Source organism: Epilithonimonas xixisoli, assembly GCF_004365655.1.
In the GTDB taxonomy this organism is placed as follows: domain Bacteria; phylum Bacteroidota; class Bacteroidia; order Flavobacteriales; family Weeksellaceae; genus Epilithonimonas; species Epilithonimonas xixisoli.
Genome location: NZ_SOEO01000001.1, coordinates 516,689 through 537,152, shown reverse-complemented (window position 1 = coordinate 537,152; position 20,464 = coordinate 516,689). Strand labels below are relative to the sequence as shown.

19 protein-coding genes are annotated in these 20,464 nt (G+C 36.9%); 12 read left to right on the top strand and 7 right to left on the bottom strand.

Features of this window, described 5'->3' with window-relative positions; translation table 11 throughout:
• The first annotated feature begins 180 nt into the window (after positions 1 to 180).
• From B0I22_RS02550 to B0I22_RS02530, 5 genes are all read left to right on the top strand, one after another.
• Positions 181 to 717, top strand: coding sequence for a YceI family protein (locus B0I22_RS02550; RefSeq protein ID WP_133943037.1), 537 nt, complete (start codon positions 181 to 183; stop codon positions 715 to 717).
• A 39-nt stretch (positions 718 to 756) separates the two neighbouring features.
• Positions 757 to 2,046: a hypothetical protein gene (locus B0I22_RS02545; protein WP_133943036.1), complete on the top strand. Its 1,290-nt coding sequence runs from the start codon at positions 757 to 759 to the stop codon at positions 2,044 to 2,046.
• A 66-nt stretch (positions 2,047 to 2,112) separates the two neighbouring features.
• Positions 2,113 to 2,613 (top strand): YceI family protein, encoded by a 501-nt coding sequence (locus B0I22_RS02540; RefSeq protein ID WP_133943035.1) that lies wholly within the window; start codon positions 2,113 to 2,115, stop codon positions 2,611 to 2,613.
• 351 nt (positions 2,614 to 2,964) lie between these two features.
• Positions 2,965 to 5,112, top strand: a complete 2,148-nt coding sequence (locus B0I22_RS02535; protein WP_133943034.1) for an endonuclease MutS2 — start codon at positions 2,965 to 2,967, stop codon at positions 5,110 to 5,112.
• Between the two features lie 10 nt (positions 5,113 to 5,122).
• Positions 5,123 to 5,617: a YcxB family protein gene (locus B0I22_RS02530; protein ID WP_133943033.1), complete on the top strand. Its 495-nt coding sequence runs from the start codon at positions 5,123 to 5,125 to the stop codon at positions 5,615 to 5,617.
• 34 nt (positions 5,618 to 5,651) lie between these two features.
• Here the strand turns inward: B0I22_RS02530 and B0I22_RS02525 are convergent, their stop codons facing one another.
• The 7 genes from B0I22_RS02525 to dnaA form a co-directional block, all read right to left on the bottom strand.
• A complete protein-coding gene (locus B0I22_RS02525) occupies positions 5,652 to 6,029 on the bottom strand; it encodes a hypothetical protein (protein ID WP_133943032.1) in 378 nt (125 codons plus the stop codon).
• A gap of 71 nt (positions 6,030 to 6,100) precedes the next feature.
• A complete protein-coding gene (locus tag B0I22_RS02520; protein WP_133943031.1) occupies positions 6,101 to 6,715 on the bottom strand; it encodes a DUF1684 domain-containing protein in 615 nt (204 codons plus the stop codon).
• 156 nt (positions 6,716 to 6,871) lie between these two features.
• Positions 6,872 to 8,017 carry an AI-2E family transporter gene (locus B0I22_RS02515; RefSeq protein WP_133943030.1) on the bottom strand — a complete coding sequence of 382 codons (1,146 nt, stop codon included), beginning with the start codon at positions 8,015 to 8,017 and terminating at the stop codon, positions 6,872 to 6,874.
• Between the two features lie 86 nt (positions 8,018 to 8,103).
• Positions 8,104 to 8,802 carry an SAM-dependent methyltransferase gene (locus B0I22_RS02510; protein WP_133943029.1) on the bottom strand — a complete coding sequence of 233 codons (699 nt, stop codon included), beginning with the start codon at positions 8,800 to 8,802 and terminating at the stop codon, positions 8,104 to 8,106.
• A gap of 234 nt (positions 8,803 to 9,036) precedes the next feature.
• A complete protein-coding gene (locus B0I22_RS02505; RefSeq protein ID WP_281276563.1) occupies positions 9,037 to 10,314 on the bottom strand; it encodes a dicarboxylate/amino acid:cation symporter in 1,278 nt (425 codons plus the stop codon).
• Positions 10,315 to 10,353: 39 nt separating this feature from the next.
• Positions 10,354 to 10,794: a low molecular weight protein-tyrosine-phosphatase gene (locus B0I22_RS02500; protein ID WP_133943028.1), complete on the bottom strand. Its 441-nt coding sequence runs from the start codon at positions 10,792 to 10,794 to the stop codon at positions 10,354 to 10,356.
• A gap of 97 nt (positions 10,795 to 10,891) precedes the next feature.
• Entirely contained in the window at positions 10,892 to 12,346 is a 1,455-nt protein-coding gene (gene dnaA / locus B0I22_RS02495) for a chromosomal replication initiator protein DnaA (protein ID WP_133943027.1), read from the bottom strand.
• Between the two features lie 134 nt (positions 12,347 to 12,480).
• On the opposite strand from dnaA, the gene B0I22_RS02490 reads away from it, so the two are divergent.
• The 7 genes from B0I22_RS02490 to B0I22_RS02460 all read left to right on the top strand — a co-directional run bounded on the left by B0I22_RS02490 (position 12,481) and on the right by B0I22_RS02460 (position 20,441).
• Positions 12,481 to 12,903, top strand: a complete 423-nt coding sequence (locus B0I22_RS02490; protein ID WP_133943026.1) for an acyl-CoA thioesterase — start codon at positions 12,481 to 12,483, stop codon at positions 12,901 to 12,903.
• An 18-nt stretch (positions 12,904 to 12,921) separates the two neighbouring features.
• Complete coding sequence (locus B0I22_RS02485; protein WP_133943025.1) at positions 12,922 to 13,926, top strand: bestrophin family protein; 1,005 nt, start codon at positions 12,922 to 12,924, stop codon at positions 13,924 to 13,926.
• 70 nt (positions 13,927 to 13,996) lie between these two features.
• A complete protein-coding gene (locus B0I22_RS02480; RefSeq protein WP_133943024.1) occupies positions 13,997 to 14,515 on the top strand; it encodes a hypothetical protein in 519 nt (172 codons plus the stop codon).
• A gap of 7 nt (positions 14,516 to 14,522) precedes the next feature.
• Positions 14,523 to 16,283 (top strand): discoidin domain-containing protein, encoded by a 1,761-nt coding sequence (locus B0I22_RS02475; protein WP_133943023.1) that lies wholly within the window; start codon positions 14,523 to 14,525, stop codon positions 16,281 to 16,283.
• Between the two features lie 233 nt (positions 16,284 to 16,516).
• Entirely contained in the window at positions 16,517 to 17,641 is a 1,125-nt protein-coding gene (locus B0I22_RS02470) for an alpha/beta hydrolase (RefSeq protein ID WP_133943022.1), read from the top strand.
• 74 nt (positions 17,642 to 17,715) lie between these two features.
• Entirely contained in the window at positions 17,716 to 19,122 is a 1,407-nt protein-coding gene (locus B0I22_RS02465) for a M17 family metallopeptidase (RefSeq protein WP_133943021.1), read from the top strand.
• A 113-nt stretch (positions 19,123 to 19,235) separates the two neighbouring features.
• On the top strand, positions 19,236 to 20,441 hold the full coding sequence (locus B0I22_RS02460; RefSeq protein WP_133943020.1) for an ATP-grasp domain-containing protein: 1,206 nt from the start codon (positions 19,236 to 19,238) through the stop codon (positions 20,439 to 20,441).
• The last annotated feature ends 23 nt before the right edge of the window (positions 20,442 to 20,464 follow it).

The window sequence follows — 20,464 nt, the reverse complement described above, 5'->3', positions numbered from 1 at the left end:
AATTAACGGGTTTAAATTGGTTATAATAAATATTATTTATAAAAAAATTTTATCAAATCTATAATCGGACATAAATGTACGATTTTTGTCATACCTAAAAAATAGTATTCTTATTTGCATCCTTATACCTTTGTCCTATCAATAATGAAGACATAATTATAACAATTAAAATTTAGGAAAATGAGAACAACGAAAAATCTAATTACAATGTTGATGGCAATGGGAACTTTAGGTATTGCACAATTGTCAAATGCGCAAAAAATAACCCAAAAAACCACAGCGGTTACAATTTCTGGAACTTCACCTATGCACGATTGGGAAATGAAGGGCGCCACTGGAACTTTTACTGGAACAGTAGCCGGAAACGCAATCACAAATGTATCATTTACAGTTCCTGTGAAAACCTTGAAAGCTGCCAAAGGTAAAACAATGGAAAAGAAAGCTTATGAAGCATTAAAATCAGAAAAAGCGCCCAACGTAACTTTTACAGCTAGCTCAATCAATATTGGAAAAAGTAATGTATCAGGAAAATTGACCATCGCTGGAACTTCTAAAAATGTGTCTTTTCCAGTTGCAGTTGCAAAAAAAGGCGAGACTTACGTCATAGATGGTAGCGAGACTATCAAACTATCAGAATTCGGGATGGAAAGACCAGGCTTTATGGGAATCAAAACCGGAGATGTTGTCACTGTAAAAGTGAACGTGGTAGCAGAATAACTTGAAACTATTATTAATAAAGAATTAAACAATTATATTATGAAAACAACTCTAATCAAAGCAGGTTTCATTGCAGCTCTATTTTTGGCAAACTTCACCAATGCGCAGGAATTCCCAATAGACAATTTGAACCCAAGAGATCAAAGAGGAGTCAACGCCTTCGAAAATCCTAAAGATTCCATTAGTACTTTTGACGGACTGAAGGTAAGACTAGGCGGTGCATTTGCTTTACAATTCCAAGGACTGCAACACGAGAACAATGCAACACCAGCTGTAAATTCTGCCACAGGAGTTAATGCCAATCAACTTTACACCATCGGAAACAACTTCAACCTTGCAACTGCGAATATGGACATCGATGTCGCTTTGTATGATGGCGTTAACTTACACCTTAGAACCTTTCTATCATCCAGACACCATCCAGAGTCTTATGTAAAAGGCGGATACTTGCAAATCAACAAGTTAGATTTCATCAAAAAAGACTTCTTGAAAGATGTGATGAAATATACAACGATTAAATTCGGTCACGATGAGATCAACTATGGTGATGCACATTTCAGAAGATCAGACAATGCTTACGCGATCAACAATCCATTTGTTGGAAATCTATTGATGGATGCTTATGCAACGCTTGTTTTTGGAGAAGTTTACTACAGAAGAGACGGATTCATAGGAATGGTCGGAGTTACCAATGGTAAACTAAATCAAACTGCAACCAGCAAAACAAGTCCAGGCGTGTATGCAAAAATAGGATACGACAAGCAACTCAATACAGATTTGAGAGTCAGACTTACAGGATCTGTTTACAATACCGCAAGATCTCAAAGACTGGATTTCTACGATGGCGACAGAGCTGGATCTAGATATTACTTCGTAATGGAAAACACAGCAGCTACATCTTCTGCCAACTTCAAATCCGGACAAGTGGTACCAGATTTCAAAAACAAGACCACAAGCCTCATGATTAATCCATTTGTAAAATACCAAGGATTAGAATTCTTCGGAACCTTCGAGAGTGCTTCTGGCAGAAACTTCACAGAGACAGAAAGAAGAAGCTGGACTCAGTTTGCAGGAGAATTGATCTACAGATTTGGAAACACAGAAAACTTCTACATCGGCGGTAGATACAACCAAGTGAATGGCGAGATGGCAACTGGCGAAGACATCAAAGTTGACAGATTCAACCTCGGCGGTGGCTGGTTTATGACAAAAAACATTTTGGTAAAAGCAGAATATGTGAACCAAAAATACGATGGCTACAAACCAACAAACATCCTGCATGAAGGTAAGTTCAACGGATATGTTCTGGAGGCGGTCATAGCTTTCTAAATTCTCAATTAACAAGAAGCAGAGGAAACTCTTGGGAATCCTCTGTTTTTTTTCAAAACTTAAGTTATGAAATTTCTTTATTTGCTTTTCGGTTTCATCACCATTTTGGCTCAGGCACAAGAAAACTTTGTTAAAATCAATGGAAGCACCAACGTAAACAAGTTTCAATGTGTGAACAACAAGTTCAAAGCAGAAAACGGTGTTTTCACATTCACGGAGAGAAAACTTCCCAACATTATTCTAAAAGTCAACGATTTCGATTGCGGAAACAAGATGATGACCAAAGATTTTCAGAAAATCCTGAACTCAGAAAAATATCCGGACATGACAATCAAGTTCATCAATTTCACCAAAACTCAAAAAAGTTACAACGCAGTCGTAGAAGTCAGAATGATGAACCAAAGCAAAAGATACAACGTAGAATTCAATATAGAAAACAACAAACTCATCGGACGCAAAAATGTAAAATTTAGTGATTTCAACATCACGCCACCGAAAAAAATGGGCGGAATGATCGTGGTAAAAGACGACCTGAATCTCATCTTCAGCCTATCAACCAAAATCTAAAAACAAATTTTTCATAATACTTTTTCATACAATTAGATTTTTCAATGCAGCATCACTGGGTTTCTGGTGATGTTGTTTTTTGTAGAACTGTTTATTTGGGCAGCTTTTCCGCCTTCCACTCCCGCTTTTTTATTTTCTGCTTCCAAACCCAAATCCAAGCAGCAGAAAAGAAAAAGAGCTCCGTTCAAGTCGGGCTGCGCTTCGCAATGATCGACGATTCTACTTCCAAATCAAGATTTCACAATTGTCAGTCTGAGGCTCTCGAAGACCAATAAAAAACTCAATTTCTGAAAGAAATTATCCATATGAATTTTCAAATTTTAAAACATTTCAAATTCGTAAATTTGCATTGTGAATATCAATCAAGCAGACCTCAATGAATTAGAATTTCCGGAACTTCTTTCGGAGATCGCTCCTTTCGCATTCTCGCCAAAAACGGCAGACAAAATAATGGAACTTCGTCCAATGCCAATAGATGAAGCCGAAATATCCTTGAAAAAAACCTCAGAATTCCTCACAAGTTTCGAAAGCGCCACCGCAATTCCCTTCAGCGAGTACGAAGACATCGAAGAAGAGTTGAAATTGATGCACATCGAAAATTTCCGTTTGGAAAACAAATCGTTCATCAGAATCAAAACGATGACGGAGCAAATCGGGAGACTGCAAAGATTCTTGCCTCAACTTTCAGAAACCTTTCCAACACTTTTGGAAGAAGTAAAAGTTCTCGAGTTCCGAAAAGAAATCATTGATAAAATTGACAAAGTTTTCAACCGATTTGGCGACGTCAAAAGTGAAGCTTCTCCGATTCTGAAAACCTTGAGAGCAGAAATCCAACACGCCAGAAAAGCAATTGATGAAAATTTCAACCGCGCCTTGTTCAACTACGGACAGAGCGAGTTTTTGGATGACATCAAGGAAAGCATTATCGAAGATCAACGTGTTTTGGCAGTTAAATCAGGATTCAAGAAACGAGTGGACGGACGAGTTTTGGGCATTTCAAAAACTGGTTCTATTACTTTTATCCAGCCGGAAAATGTGGTGAAACATTACTTCAAAATGAAGGAAAACCAGGAAGAAGAGAAAAAGGAAATCGATAAAATCTTGCGTCAACTGACTGCAGAGATTTCGGAATTCCAGCCTCAACTTTCGGATTATCAGGATTATATTTTTGATTTAGATTTAATTCGAGCCAAAGCAAAATTCGCTGAAAAAGTGAATGGGATTTTACCCAAAATCAACAAACATCAGACTTTGAAATTGCGAGAAGCTTTTCATCCGTTGCTTTGGATTCGAAATAAAAATGAAAACAAAGAAATCTTTTCGCAAAGCATTTCATTAAACGAACACAACAGAATCATCTGCATTTCCGGGCCAAATGCCGGTGGAAAATCAATCACTTTGAAAACTGTTGGATTGTTGCAATTGATGATTCAGACTGGGATTTTAGTTCCGTGTCATCCAAAATCCGAAATGTTTTTCTTTGATAAAATAATGACGGACATCGGTGACAATCAATCCATAGAAAATCACCTTTCCACTTATTCCTCAAGACTTAGAAAAATGTCTGGAATGATTAAGGAATCCGACAATAAAACGTTGCTCTTAATCGACGAATTCGGAACTGGTTCTGACCCGGAATTGGGTGGCGCTTTGGCGGAAAGTTTTATGGAATATTTCTATGACAAAAGGAGTTTCGGAATCATCACGACGCATTACACCAACATCAAACTGGTTGTAGAAAACCTTCCTGCGGCTACCAATGCGGCGATGCTTTTTGATGAAAGAACTCTTGAACCACTTTATAAATTAGAAATCGGACAAGCTGGAAGTTCTTTCACTTTCGAAGTGGCTGAGAAAAACCGAATTCCGAGATTCATCATCAACAACGCCAAAAAGAAAGTCGAGCACGACATTGTGAATCTCGACAAAACGATTGTGAAACTTCAGCAAGAAAAATTTGAAGTTGAAAAAATCAAATCTGACCTTTCGGAAAAACGAGATTCCGTAGAAGACAAGCGTGATAATCTTCAAAAACTGAACGAACAACTTCAGCAAAAACTTCATAATTTCCAGAAATTATATGAAGATGAACACAGAAAATTGCAATTCGGAAACAAGATTGAAGCTTTCATCGACAGCTATGTAAAAGGGAAATCTCGAAAAGATGTGGTGAAGGATTTCGTAAAGATTTTGGAGCAGGAAAAATTCAGAAAAATTGGCGTGGACAAAGATGAGAGCAAACGCTTACAAATCATCAAGCGAAAAATCACACAACAGCTGAAGAAAGAAGATGTCCAAGAAAAAATAGTGGAAACCAACGAAAAGCTGGAAGAAAAACGCGTTGCAGAACGAGCAGTTTGGATGAAGCCAGGTCAGCGTGTCCGCATCAAAGGTAGCACGAGCGTAGGAACCATCGAGGAAATCAAGAAAAACAAAGTGACCGTGAACTACGGAACTTTCAAAACGACGATTGATTCTGGGGAATTGGAAAGAATTTAAATTATAAACTATGAAAATTGCATATAAAATTGAACAATCGGAATATATAAAATTAATGTTTTATCAAACTTACAAAAGACCAATCTTTATCTATGTATCGATATTAGGATTTATCTTTTTAATTTTCATCATAAAAGATTTGTTTTTATATAAAACATTCGATGATTATACTTCAATATTTATCGCTTTTTTTTCTTTAATATTTTATCCAATTTTGCTTTATGTAAGATTTAGGAATTTTTACAAATCTCATAAAATTTTAGGATTAAAAACCTTTACAGAAATTAGCAATGAAAGATTTCGTGACGAAGGAGAAGGTTTCGAAGCAAAGATTCTTTGGAAAAATGTTTATAAAGTCAAAGAGCTCAAGAATTGGATATTGGTTTATCATAATTCGACAGCCTATGGTTTTTTACCAAAAAGAACAATGACAAAAACTCAAATTGAAGAATTTAGAAATATAATTATTGGAAATAATCTAAAAGCTGATTTAAGAAAAGACTAATAAAAAAAGCGATCAAAACTTGATCGCTTTTCATTTATGCATTGAAGTGAGATTTCACTTCTTCCAGAACTTGATCTTCGCTGAGTTGCGAATCGGTTCCTAGTTTGATGTTTAGGTTTTTGTACTGTGCTGTATCCAAAAGGTGATTTCTCAATTCTTCCTGAGAAGTTCCCGGTCCTGTCACATACAAATCTGTACTGTTGGTAATGATTTTTTCGATTTCTTTGAAGAATTTCACTTTGTTGGTTTGTTCTACATTGTTCGCCGCGTTTTCGTTAGAATTTCCGTGTTGAACGTCTGCTTTTACGGTTTCTCTTACTTCAAATTCAGAAACATCTTGCCCGTCGTGATTCGTTACTACAATTGCTTTTCTGCCGTCTATCCAAAGTCCGGCTAATTTTTTATCGCTCATAATTTTTTGATTTGAATGATAAGTTCCAAGCTTCGTGCTAATGCGCTGTTAAGGAACGTTAAAGTTCAAATCTAATGGTGATAAACATCCTCATACATCACGCCAGCCTCTATTCTCACAGGTAATTTGTTCTTTTCCGGCACGATTGGACAATTGTAATCAAATGCATTGTAAGCACAAAACGGCTGATAAGATTGGTTGAAATCCAAAACAATTTCATCACCTTTCGGAATTCTCAGATCCATATATTTCCCACCGCCGTAAGTTTCTTTTCCATTCGTTTCGTCGCGGAAAGGCAGGAAAAGATGATCCTTATATTTTTCCATTTCTATCAATCTCAAGTTTTGATAAATTGTCAAAGCATATTTTTTCCCATCCAGCTCAAACTCCGCAATTCCATATTCCTGATATTTTTGAAAATGACCCGAAGAAGTCGGCAACTCAAACGGAACAGGATTTTTCACCTTTGTCAATTTCGCTTCCACACGATATTTCAAATTAATCGGAAAGAACGGATGTTGTTTAAAATTCTTCAGATTGTCGCCTCGCAACGGCGATTCTTTCGGATTCAGGTATTCTGTATTCAGCTCATTTTGGAATTTTTTGATGGCAGAAATATTCTCTTTTTCCGATTGCGCATTCAGAAATAAAGAAAATATAATAAATAGGAAACTTAATTTTTTCATAGTTTAATATTGTTTTTTCGAACCACAAAAGTCACAAAAGATTTAAGTTATTCAAAAGCTTAAAAAAGCAAAATAAATACTTCTTCTTTTTTGAACTTTTCTACAAGTTATAATGCTCAATTACTTTGTGACTTTTATGGTTAATTTTAATTTAGATTATTCTGGAGCTTTATCATCAGATTTTGAAATTATTTTTTCGATTTTAGTTTTCTTCACCAAAAAATATTTATCAAAAGTCGATTTGAAAACCGGAACATCGTCATCTTCACCCATCAGGAATCCCCAAGACTGAAGACCTTCTACTCTATCAAAAATGATTTTCAAAATTGCCAAAATCGGAATCGTGAGAAGCATTCCGGCAATTCCCCAAATCATCTCGCCAACCACCAAACCGATGATCACAATCAAAGAATTAATCTTTACTTTGGAGCCTACAACTCTCGGCATTATGATATTTCCGTCAATCGCGTGAATCACGATAATAGCAATCACAATAAACAAAACGTGACTGATTCCTGCTGTCGCAAACGTAATCAAAGCACCAATCAACAACGCAGTAAAAATCCCGATATATGGTAAAATATTTAAAATTCCAGTCAAGATGGCGAGCATAAAATTGTATTTCACACCAATGATTGTGTACGCAATGAAGGACAAAATCGTCACAATAATCATTTGCAGAAACAATCCCACCAAATATTTCTTCACCATAAACTGAATATTATCGATGATCTCGAAAACCGTTTTATGATAAGTTTCAGAAAAACTTGCCACCAAAAATTTGAGCAAATGCGTTCTGTACAAAAGGAAAAATAAAGTAAAAAGAAACGTAAAACCCGTCAACATCAAAACATAACCAATGGAACGAAGCGCGGTTTCTACAATCGCCGTTCCTGTGCTGATAGATTTTTTGGCTGTGTCATTCAAATATTCCAGCTGGTCTTTCCTCCTCACTCCAAAAGTTTTGGAAATCCAACTCTGCAAATCGTCCGTCAACGTGATAAATTGCTTCTGAAATTGAGGCCAGTCATTGGACAATTTCGCTACTTGGATGGATAATTCATAAATAACGAAACCAATTATTGCCAACGCCAAAACACTCGCAACAATCGAAGATAAACCTCTCGGAAATCTCAACCGCTTCTCCAGAAAACGACACATTGGCATCAACAAAATGGCCAATAACAATCCCAAAACCATCGGAATCAAAATCTGCTGACCAATCATCGCCAAGAATCCTAAAATAACGACACTGATGAGAATACAAGACAACTTGAAATAAAAAGGATAAGTTTGATTCATATTTATTGGTATTAGAAGTTAGGTTTTAGATGTTAGATGTTAGAATCTGGACTAATTTCTAACTTCTGATATCTAATCTCTCTTAGTTACTTTCCAATCAAAAAAACAGTTGGGATTTTATGCAATTCTGGTTTGTTTTTTTTCCAATCGTTGATGGTTTTTGTTTTGATGAATTCGTTTTCTGGGTCGTTGATGTTGGAAGCGATGCAGAGTTTTGTGTTTGGATTTAAGAACTTTGTCAAATCTTCGAAAAGTGGGTTGTTGCGGTAAGGCGTTTCCATAAAAATCTGAGTGAATCCGGTTTTCTCAACCAAACTTTCCAAATGTTGAATTTCCTTTTTCTTCTTGTCTTTTTCAATCGCCAAATAACCGTTGAATGAAAATTGCTGACCGTTGAAACCACTTGCAATCAAAGCCAAAACAAAAGAACTTGGTCCGTTAACCGGAATGACTTTCACATTATTTTTATGAGACCAGCCAACGATGATATTTCCCGGATCACCGATACAAGGCAAACCAGCTTCGGACAACAATCCGAAATCTACGCCTTCTTTCATTAGTTTTTGAGCTTCTTTCAAATCGGCTGTTTCGGAATATTTGTCGAGGAGAAACAGTTTCAGTTCAGGTTGCTTTTTTTCCGGCGCAAAAAACTTGATGACTTTTCTTGCCGTTTTTTCATTCTCTACAAAATAATGGTCGACATTCATAATGATGTCTTTGATAATTGGAGCAAAATAATCTGTTGGGGAATTTTCGGAAAGATAGGCTGGTAGAAGGTAGAGCATTTTTGTTGTATTATGTAAAATGTATTACTTGTAGCCTTGTCAAGGTTCGAAACCTTGACAAGGCTTTCTAATGTTGTTATATGTTGTCTGTTGTTTTTATATTGAATCTGCAGCCCGACTTGAACGGAAATCCTTTTTTGCGTTTACTTAAGTTCAACTTAATGGAAATCGTCATGCAAAAAAGATTGGGAGTGGAAGGCGGAAATAGCTGCCCAAATTTTCTTACATACAAAGTTAATTCAAAACTTCTTTTAATCGTTCTTTGTCCAAACGATTTTCCCAATTGGAAACCACAACTGTGGCAACAGCATTTCCAATGACATTGGTCAATGCGCGACATTCGGACATAAATTTATCGATGCCGAGAATCAGAGTCATTCCTGCAATCGGAACTTCTGGAACGACCGCCAAAGTCGCTGCCAACGTGATAAATCCTGCACCAGAAACGCCCGCCGCACCTTTGGAACTCAACATCGCCACCAAAAGCAAACCAAGCTGATGCTCCAAACTCAAATCGATGTTGCAAGCCTGAGCGATGAAAAGCGCCGCCAATGTCATATAAATATTGGTTCCATCGAGGTTGAAGGAATAGCCAGTTGGCACCACCAAACCAACAACGCCTTTTTCGCAACCTGCATTTTCGAGTTTCTTCATCAATCCCGGAAGCGCAGGTTCTGATGAACTTGTGCCGAGAACCAAGAGAATTTCGTCCTTCAAATATCTTAGGAATTTGAAAATATTGAATCCGTTGTACCAAGCGACACTTCCCAAAATCAAAACGACAAACAACGCGGACGTAACGTAAAATGTACCGACGAGCATCGCCAGATTTTTCAAAGATTCTAAACCATATTTCCCAATCGTGAACGCCATTGCACCGAAAGCACCAATTGGCGCGAGTTTCATTAAGATTTCTACAATTTTAAAAATCGGAATGGTTAAGGTTTGAAGGAAATCGTAAACGGGATAACTTTTCTCGGAAGTTATTGCCAAAGCAACGCCGAACAAAATTGCGACCAACAAAACCTGAAGAATATTGTCGCCCGTCAACGGACTAAACAAAGTTTCCGGAATAATATTGAAGACAAAACTCACCATCGAGTTGTCGTGTGCGGCTTTGACATATTTCTCGATTTCCGTGCTGTTCAAAGTATTTGGATTGATGTTAAGTCCTTTGCCCGGCTGAACGAGATTACTGACAACCAAACCAATAATCAACGCTAAAGTTGAAAATGTAAAGAAATAGGCGAATGCTTTCCCTGCAACTCGTCCGACTTTTTTGAGGTCGCTCATTCCAGCAATTCCAGTTGAAACTGTGAGGAAAATTACGGGTGCGATGATCATCTTCACCAACTTGATGAATCCATCGCCCAAAGGTTTCATTTTCTCGCCAAGATCTGGATAGAAATATCCAAGGGAAACGCCGAAAATAATCGCTATCAAAACCTGAATATAGAGATGCTGATAGAATTTCTTGGGCTTCATCGGTCTTTGTTCAATGTCAAAATTCATAAGAAAATGTTGTCTTACAAATTTAGAATTGTTTGCGAGTTATATGCTATTGTTCTTGATTTTTTCGGCAATTATTTCACAAGATTCGTCGAGCATCTTGTAAACTTTATCAAAACCGTCGATTCCTCCGAAATACGGATCTGGAACTTCGAGCTCATCATCCAAAATCAATCTTACTTTGTGTTTCTGAGAATCTTCTGCGAGTTTCAGAACGTCCTTGTAATTGTTTTTGTCCATACAGAATATCAAATCGAATTTGTCAAAATCTGATTTTGTAATCGGTCTTGATTTTTGTGTGGAAATATCAATCCCATTTTTGCTTGCGGTTTTTATGGAACGTTCGTCCGGCTGGCTTCCTTCGTGATAATTAATCGTTCCAGCGCTATCCACAAAATAACCATCGCCTAATTTATGTTTCAAAATTCCTTCTGCCAAAGGACTTCTGCAGATATTTCCGAGGCAAACCATTAGTATTTTCATAATTTAAAAAACTGTAAAATGTATAATGTAAAAAGTAAAATGACTTTAAATTTAAAAATAAAAAAAGGATTTAAAAAAATTTAAATCCTTGTATTTGTTATTGAGCAATCTTTTCTTTCAGATCCTTAATGTATTTCTTAAGTTCTTTATCAATCTTCGAAACATCTCGGATTGTATCGCAAGCGTACATCACGGTTGAGTGGTCTTTTCCTCCCATTTCTTCACCAATTTTTGTGAAGGTTGCGTTGGTATATTCTTTAGCGAAATACATTGCTAATTGTCTAGGCAAAGCGATTTCTCTTTTTCTAGTTTTAGATAACAATTGTTCTCTTTGAATCCCGAAATAGTCACAAACTATTTCTTGGATATAAGGAATATTGATGGTTTTCTTCTGAGTTGTCGCTAATTTGTTGATTGTATCTTTTAGTAAATCAAGACTGAAATCTGACTTATAAACTGTAGAGTAAGCGATCACAGCATTTACAACGCCAATCAGTTCTCTCACACCGTTTGTCTTAACTTCCGATGCCAGATAATCCAACATATCGTCAGTCAATTCGATTCCGTCCCTGCTTAACTTATCAACGATGATTTTTCTTCTTGTGTCGAAGTTTGGTGATTTGATCTCCGCAGATAGTCCCCATTTGAAACGGGAAATAATTCTTTCTTGAGTGTCAAGAATATCAGCTGGAGCCTTATCGGAAGTTAAAATAATTTGCTTTCCATTCTGATGCAAATAATCAAAAATATGGAAGAAACTATCTTGCGTCGCTGCTTTACCAGAAAGGAATTGAATATCATCGATGATCAAAACATCGATCATCTGATAATAATGTTGAAAATCTGTTTTGTTCTGAGACTTCGCCGCTTTCACAAAATCCTGAATAAATTTTTCAGAAGATTGATACAAAACTACTTTCTCCGGATAAGTCGATTTCACTTCCAATCCAATCGCTTGTGCCAAATGCGTTTTCCCAACGCCGTAACCTCCATAAACGAATAATGGATTGAAAGCCGTAGAACCTGGTCTTTTTGCAATCGATCTCGCAACAGTTGATGCGAACTTATTGCTTTCTCCTTCGATGAAATTATCAAAAGACTGATCTGCTTTCAAGTTGGAATCAATATTGATTTTTTTGATTCCGGGAACAGCAAAAGCATTGACGTTATTTTCTCTTAAAACCGGTCTAGCTTCTTGAATCTTAGGCTGTTGTGTAGAAATTCCTTTTACATTCATCGTAATTGGTTTTTCTTTCCCAGATGGTTTGTTTTCCATCACAGAATACCACAATTTCACACCTTTACCGATATTTTTCTTAAGCGCAGCAGACAGTAAAGACAAGTAATTGTCCTCGATATATTCTTTGTAAAAATCACTGGGAACAAGCAACGTGAGATTATTGTTCACCAAAGAAATTGGCTGAACTTTATCAAATAACAAGTCGAAAGAGTTTTCTAACTTTTTGAGGTCTGTGTTGTCCTCCGCTGCGTTTAGATTGTCCCTCATAAATTGGAGACACCTATCCCAGATCAATACTAAATTTTCATTCATTTTCTGCTGCTATTTTCTGCGGGATTTTAGTTTTTTAAGAAGACAACAAATATCTAATTATTAATTTTCATAAAAAAATTTTTTCTCTATTGATTATTAAAAAATATATTTGTATGAATTATTAAGCGCTTCAAATGATAAACACAACCACCTCAATACGAGTACGTTACGGAGAAACAGACCCTATGAAATACGTCTATTATGGCAACTATGCAGAATATTTTGAAGTTGCCAGAGTCGAACTTTTTCGGAGCTTGGGAATGTCTTACGACGAAATCGAAAAAAGGGGAATTTTCTTGCCAGTTTCGGAATACAAAATTAAGTATTTGAAACCAGCACTTTATGACCAACTTTTAGAAATCCGAACTTACGTTAGAAAAATTCCGGGAATCAGAATTGAGTTCGATTATGAAATTTATAACGAAGAAAATGTAAAAATTACAGAAGCTTCCACTACTCTATTTTTCCTCGATTCAGAATCCAATAAAATCGTCAAATGTCCGGATTACCTTATGGAATTGATTGAGAAAAAATGGAATCCAAATATTGAAAATTAAATTAATAAAAAAACATAAATGAACGCATCCAACCGCTACAAAGTTTCCCACTTCATAATGTGGAGCCGTGAAAAAATCATCAAAATGCTCATCATCAGCACGATTCCAACACTTTTGTTTTATTTCTTAGATTGGAAATGGCTGGCAATTCCGTGGGTTCCGATTGCACTTTTGGGAACAGCGACGGCTTTTATTTCCGGTTTCAGAAACACGCAGACTTACGGGCGACTTTGGGAAGCGAGACAGATTTACGGTTCGATTATCAATAACAGTCGAACTTTCGGAATTATGGTCAAAGATTTCATCAGACAAAACAATTCCGATGAAGAAAAACTGTTGCACAAAGAATTATTCTACCGTCATTTTGCTTGGATGACAGCTCTGAGATTTCAATTGAGAGAAACAAAAACTTGGGAAAATGTGAAAACACGACCTTACAACAGACGTTATCTTCAATATTACAAAGTTCCGGAATGGGAATCTGAACTTGGCGAAGAATTGAAAAAATACATTAATCAAAATGAAATTAATTTCCTCCTAGAAAAGAAAAACCGAGCCACGCAAATCATCACGCTTCAATCCGAAACTTTGAGAAAACTTCATACGGAAGGCTTGATTAATGATTACAATTACACAACTTTGGAAAATCAATTAAAAGATTTCTACGACCAACAAGGCAAATGCGAAAGAATCAAGAATTTCCCTTATCCAAGACAATTTTCCACGATTAATACTTACTTCACTAATCTTTTCTGCGTGCTTCTACCTCTGGGTTTCCTGAATGAATTTGCGAAATTGGAAAGCAATTATATTTGGCTCACGATTCCGTTCAGTATGTTATTGGGCTGGGTATTTTTGGTTTTGGAACAGATTGGCGAAAGTTGCGAAAATCCCTTTGAAGGTGGCGCCAACGATGTCCCAATTTCGCAAATCAGCAGAATGATAGAAATCGATATGCGCGATATGTTGAACGAAAAAGATTTGCCAGAACCTATTGTCCCAATGAATGGCATTTTAATTTAATCTCATTAATTCTTTTCAAAAAAGTCAATCTTTCGGCATTTTTAATTAACTTGGGATAAATATTTTCTCAATGAAAATTCCATCCTGTTTCTTAATATTGATTTGCCTCGTTTCCTGCATCAGAAGTGATATGGACCTCAAAACTTTGCAAAGCATCATCAGCAAAAGCAGTTTCACCAACAAGCTAAATGTGAATGACGAGATGAAATATTACAAGCCAGACGGCGTGCAAGACATTGAGTTTGAGAATTTCCTGAGTAAAAACAACGTCATAACTATTGACCAAGGCGATTTCAACCAAGATGGCGAGGAAGATTATATTGCGAATGTGATTAATAATTTCAATCGTACCAACGTGGCGCCTTCTCAATATTTCCCAATTATCATTACGATGAAAAATGGAAAATATGTCGTTTATAAATTAGATAAATTCTATGATGCAAAATCTGCCGGCAAAAAACTTAGGATTGATAACGAAGACAATATTCTTTTCTTTTACAGAGACCAAGAAGACGAAATGAAAATCAAACAAGACACTTTCAGATTCGTCAACAACATACTTGAACATTACAGTAAAACCTCAGAATAAAATTTAAATGAATTTAAAAACAATATTTGCGTCCGCATTCTTACTTTTCATCGGTCAGATTTCGGCGCAACAAAAAACCTATTGCAATCCCATCAACATCGATTATGGATACACGCCTTTCGAAGTTTTTTCCAAGCAAGGAAAACACCGTGCAACAGCCGACCCAGTGATTGTCAATTTTCAGAAAAAGCTTTTCTTATTTTCCACGAATCAAGAAGGCTATTGGCATTCTGATGATATGTTGAATTGGAAATTCATCCACAGAAAATTCCTTAGAGACAACAAATACACGCACGATTTGAACGCGCCTGCAGTTTGGGCAATGAAAGATACATTGTACGTTTATGGCTCGACTTGGGAACAGGATTTCCCGATTTGGAAAAGCACCAATCCAACCAAAGACGATTGGAAAATCGCAGTTGACACGTTGAAAGTTGGCGCTTGGGACCCGGCTTTTCATTATGATGAAGACAAAGACAAACTATATCTCTATTGGGGTTCCAGCAACGAATGGCCACTTTTAGGAACTGAAATCAAGACAAAAACGATGCAGTCCGAAGGTTTCGTAAAACCAATTTTAAGATTGAAACCAGAAGACCACGGCTGGGAAAGATTTGGTGAATACAACGATAATGTTTTCCTGCAACCATTCGTAGAAGGCGCTTGGGTCACCAAATACAAAGACAAATATTATATGCAATATGGCGCGCCAGCCACGGAATTCAGTGGTTATTCTGATGGTGTTTATGTTTCCAAAAATCCATTGGAAGGTTATGAATACCAGCAACACAATCCGTTTTCTTACAAGCCGGGCGGATTTGCTAGAGGCGCTGGTCACGGTGCAACATTTCAGGATAATTTCAATAATTGGTGGCACGTTTCCACGATTTTCATTTCAACAAAAAACAATTTTGAACGCCGATTGGGAATCTGGCCAACTGGCTTCGACAAAGACGATGTGATGTACACCAACACCGCTTATGGCGATTATCCGACTTTGCTACCGCAATATGCGCAAGGGAAAGATTTTTCCAAAGGATTGTTCCCAGGTTGGATGCTTTTGAATTATAACAAACCCGTTCAGGTTTCATCAACTTTGGGCGGTTATCAGGCAAATCTTGCAGTGGATGAAGATATTAAAACATATTGGAGTGCGAAAACCGGAAATTCCGGCGAATGGTTTCAGACGGATTTGGGTGAAGTTTCCACCATCAATGCAATCCAAGTTAATTACGCTGACCAAGATGCGGAGTTTATGGGAAAAACGCTCGGCAAAATGCATCAATATAAAATCTATGGTTCTAATGATGGCAAAAAATGGACAGTAATTGTTGACAAATCTAAAAACCAAACCGATGTTCCGCACGATTATATCGAACTTGAAAAACCGGCAAAAGCAAGATTTCTAAAAATGGAAAACCTGAAAATGCCAACAGGAAAATTTGCATTGAGCGGATTTCGAGTGTTTGGAAAAGGTGCAGGAACGAAACCAGGAAAAGTTCAAGGATTTGTTCCACTGCGCGCTGACCCTAAAAAATATGGCGAAAGAAGAAGCATCTGGTTCAAATGGCAACAGAATTCTGATGCTGATGGTTACGTCATCTATTGGGGAAAATCGCCGGACAAATTGTACGGAAGCATTATGGTTTATGGTAAAAACGAATATTTTTTCACCGGAGCCGACAGAGTTGATTCTTATTATTTCCAAATCGAGGCTTTCAACGCCAATGGAATCTCGGAAAGAACCGAGGTTATAAAATCGGAATAAATTTTAAAGTTTTTTCAATAAAAATTCAAGCTTTCGGAGTGATTCTTCGAAAGCTTTTTTATTTTTTGTGATTATTTTTTCGAAAATCAAAATTTACAAAAATTCAACGTTTTTAATTTTTACATTAATATTTAATAAAGAAATATATTTTTTAAAGAAAAAAACGCAACATTAATTGATTAATAAAAATAATTTTATAAATTTATAACTCAATAAGAGAATTAAAAATAAGAATGGAGTTTTTTCTGAAGTCAGAAGACAATGATGACCGAGCGATTTTCATTACCGGAAATTTTAACAAGTGGAATCCACGCGATTCCAAATTTGAATTGGAAAAATTGAATGATAGCAATTATTACATCCAGATTCCCGATGAACAACTGAGTGATGAGATAGAATTTAAATTTACAAAAGGTGGTTGGGAAAATGTAGAAATCGATAGATACGACAACATAACGCCTAACCGAAAAATTAGAAAAGAGGCGAAAAAAGTCCAGGTCAATATAGAAAAATGGCGACTGAATTGGGGACCGTTCAAAAAGGAATTTTTCCCAACGGTGGAATTGGTAGATGAGGCGTTCTATATTCCTCAGCTCGATAAAACCAGAAAAGTTTGGGCGCTTTTGCCTTTTGATTATCACAAATCTGAGAAAAGTTATCCTGTGCTTTACCTTCAGGATGCGCAGAATTTGTTTAATGAAGGTTCGGCTTACGGGAATTGGGAAATTGATAAAAAGTTAGCGCTTTTGGCGGAATACGGACGTGGTGAATTGATTGTTATCGCTGTAGAACACGGCAACGACGACAGAATCAAGGAATATATTTTTGATAATGATGCCGTCACAAAAGATGCGGAAGGGAAAAAATATTTGAGGTTCATCACAGACACGTTGAAACCTTGGATTGATAAAAATTACAGAACAAAAAAAGACCGCGAAAATACAGGAATTGGCGGAAGTTCTTTGGGTGGTTTGATTAGTATTTATGGTGGATTTCTTTATCCTGAAGTCTATTCCAAACTGTTGATTTTTTCGCCGTCGCTTTGGGTAGAACCTGAGAATGATTTTCCGATGATAAGCTTCAGTAATCCTTATAAAATCAAGGTTTATTTGTACGGCGGAAGACAAGAAGGCTCCAGAATGGTTGGCAGAATCAGGCTTTTCGAAAAATCTTTGAAACGGCTGAATGCTCAGAAATTGTTTGATTTTGAAGTAAAAACCAATATCAACGAGCAAGGAACACATCAGGAATTCTATTGGTCCCAGGAATTTCCAAGAGCTGTAGAATGGCTATTCATCGACAGTTTGGAAAGTCCAGTGAAAGCAAAAAATGAATTGGAAAATGAGATCAAAAACTAAAACCCAAAAAGTCCCATCGGGACGACCAATATTTCAACATAGGAATTTATTCCTATGATAACAGTAAAGTAATTATGATTAAAATCTACAATAAAAAAGAAACAACCACACAAAATATATTCCTGTTCAGCGAAGACGATTGGGAGCAGGAAAAATCGAATTACCCGAATACAGAGCACTTTTTCAACGGAAAAAAAAGCGAAGTTTTCATCAAAACCGACTCCAACGAAATCAATTTTTTCATTGGAATTGGTAGAGATTCAAAAGGTTTTGAAATTCAAAATGTGGCGAACAAATTTGCGAACGATTACAAGAAAAATCTGCAAGCTGTTGCAACTTCGGTTCATTCAAAATTAGGATTGGATTTGACTGAGGAGTTTGTAAAAGGTCTGTTCTTGGGAACTTACCTCTACCCTTTTGAAAGATCGCATCCCTTTTGGCAGGAGAATTTTGAACTTTATTTTGAAAACATTTCTGATGATGAAGCAAAAAATTTAGCTTTAAAAACAGAAGCACTTTGCAACGGACAATTTGCCGGAATGGAATGGCTTAACAAACCTGCGAACTATAAAAAAGTTGACCAAATCTCAGAATTTCTGAAATCAACCTCAGAAAAATATGGCTTGAAATACAAGTCATTAAACAGAGAAGAATCCATCAAAGAAGGTTTGGGTGCATTTGTAGCAGTCAATCAAGGAAGTTCTCAGGAAGCCTCGTTCACGATTTTGGAGTATAAATCTGAAAAAGAAAATGCAAAAACCATCGGCTTAGTAGGAAAATGCGTCTTATTCGACACGGGCGGAATTTCCATCAAAGGCTCTGCCAATCTGCATTATATGAAAAGCGATATGGGTGGCGCCAGTGCGGTGATTGGCGCTTTGATTACAGCTTCAGAGCTTAAACTTCCGGTGAATATCATTGCAATTCTGCCAATCACGGACAATGCGGTTTCAGAAAAAGCGTATTTGCCAAGTGACGTGATTACCGCCTACAGTGGAAAAACGATTGAAGTTTTGGACACCGATGCAGAAGGCAGAATGACGCTTGCAGACGGACTTTCGTATTTGTCAAAGAATTACGAAACCGATGTTTTGATTGATTTAGCAACCTTGACGGGAAGTTCAGTCCGAATGTTCGGTTACACTTGTGGCGCTTACTTTTCCAACAATGACGATTTGAAAAAATCATTGGAAAAGTCCGCAGATAAAACCAATCAGCGACTTTGGAATTTGCCACTTTGGGATGTTTGGAAGGACGATTTCACATCGGATGTTGCGGATTTTAAGAACATTTCAATGAAGCCTTTTGGCGATTGTATTGTAGCTGCAAAATTTTTGGAACAATTTATAGAAGGTCATCAAAATTGGGCACATCTTGACATTGCAGGAGTTGCTTTTGGGAATGTTGGTTATGCGAAAGATAAAGCGGCAACAGGTTACGGCGTGCAATTGCTGTTGGATTTTATTGAGAATTATAATTAGCAAATAGCGATTAACTTACGACATTTTGCTTTAAATAAAATTAAAAACTAATTACAAATAAGAAATCATACTTCGGACATCCGACTTCTGACTTCCGACAAAAATAAATGAATATGGAAAAAACGATTGTCTGCATCTCCTGTTATTACAAAGGCTACGACTTTATGGACGAGTGCAAAAAGCTTGGAAACAAAGTCATTCTCATCACGTCAGAAAATTTGAAAGAAAAAAACTGGCCTTGGCACGCGATAGACGAGGTTTATTATATGCCCGAAATCGAAGCATCGGTTTGGAATCTCGACCACTTGGTTCAAGGTTTTGCTTATTTGATGAAAAATCATCAGATAGATGCAGTGATTGCGTTGGACGATTTCGATGTGGAAAAAGCGGCGATGATTCGCGAAACTTATCGTATTCCGGGAATGGGACAAACGACGCATCGTTATTTCCGAGATAAGCTGGCAATGCGCCAACAAGCAAAAGACAATGGGATTTCCGTACCCGAATTTTCATCGATTTTCAATGATGCAAAACTTCATAAATTCACGCAAGATGTTCCTGGACCCTGGGTTTTGAAACCACGTTCTGAAGCTTCGGCAAGCGGAATTATAAAAATAAATTCTGCCGAAGAACTTTGGCCAGCGGTAGAAAATCTGGGCGACGAGCGTTTCAAATTTTTGCTGGAGGCGTTCAAACCTGGTGATGTTTACCACGTGGATTGTTTGGTTTACAATAAAGAAATCGTGTTTTCCTGCTTTTCAAAATACCTTTCTCCACCGATGAAGGTTTCTCACGAAGGTGGTGTTTTCCGAACCAAAACTTTGGATAAAAAATCTGAGGAAGCAATTGGTCTGGAAAAAATCAACAAAGAAGTTTTGGACAAATTTGGAATTCAAAATGGGGCAACGCACAGTGAATTTATCAGAGGAAATGATGGGAAATTCTATTTTCTGGAAACATCTTCCAGAGTTGGTGGTGCGCACATTCCGGATATGGTAGAAGCTGCAACCGGCGTCAACATTTGGAGAGAATGGGCAAAACTGGAAAATGCATTATTGGACGGCGAAAAATATACGGTTGAAGAAACTCAGAAATTATATTCAGGATTAATTGTTTCACTTGCAAAAGAAAAGCATTCAAACACCGATGATTTGAACAATGAACACGTGGAAAAATTCTTACCTATCGATTATCATATTGGAATTGTTTACAAAGCCAAAACAGCTGACATTATAGAGGAAAGATTGGACGAAGCTGCTTTAATTGTGACTGAGCAAATTCTAAATATTTTGCCACCGAAAGACAAACCAACGAACTGATTCAGGATTCAAGGTTCAAGGTT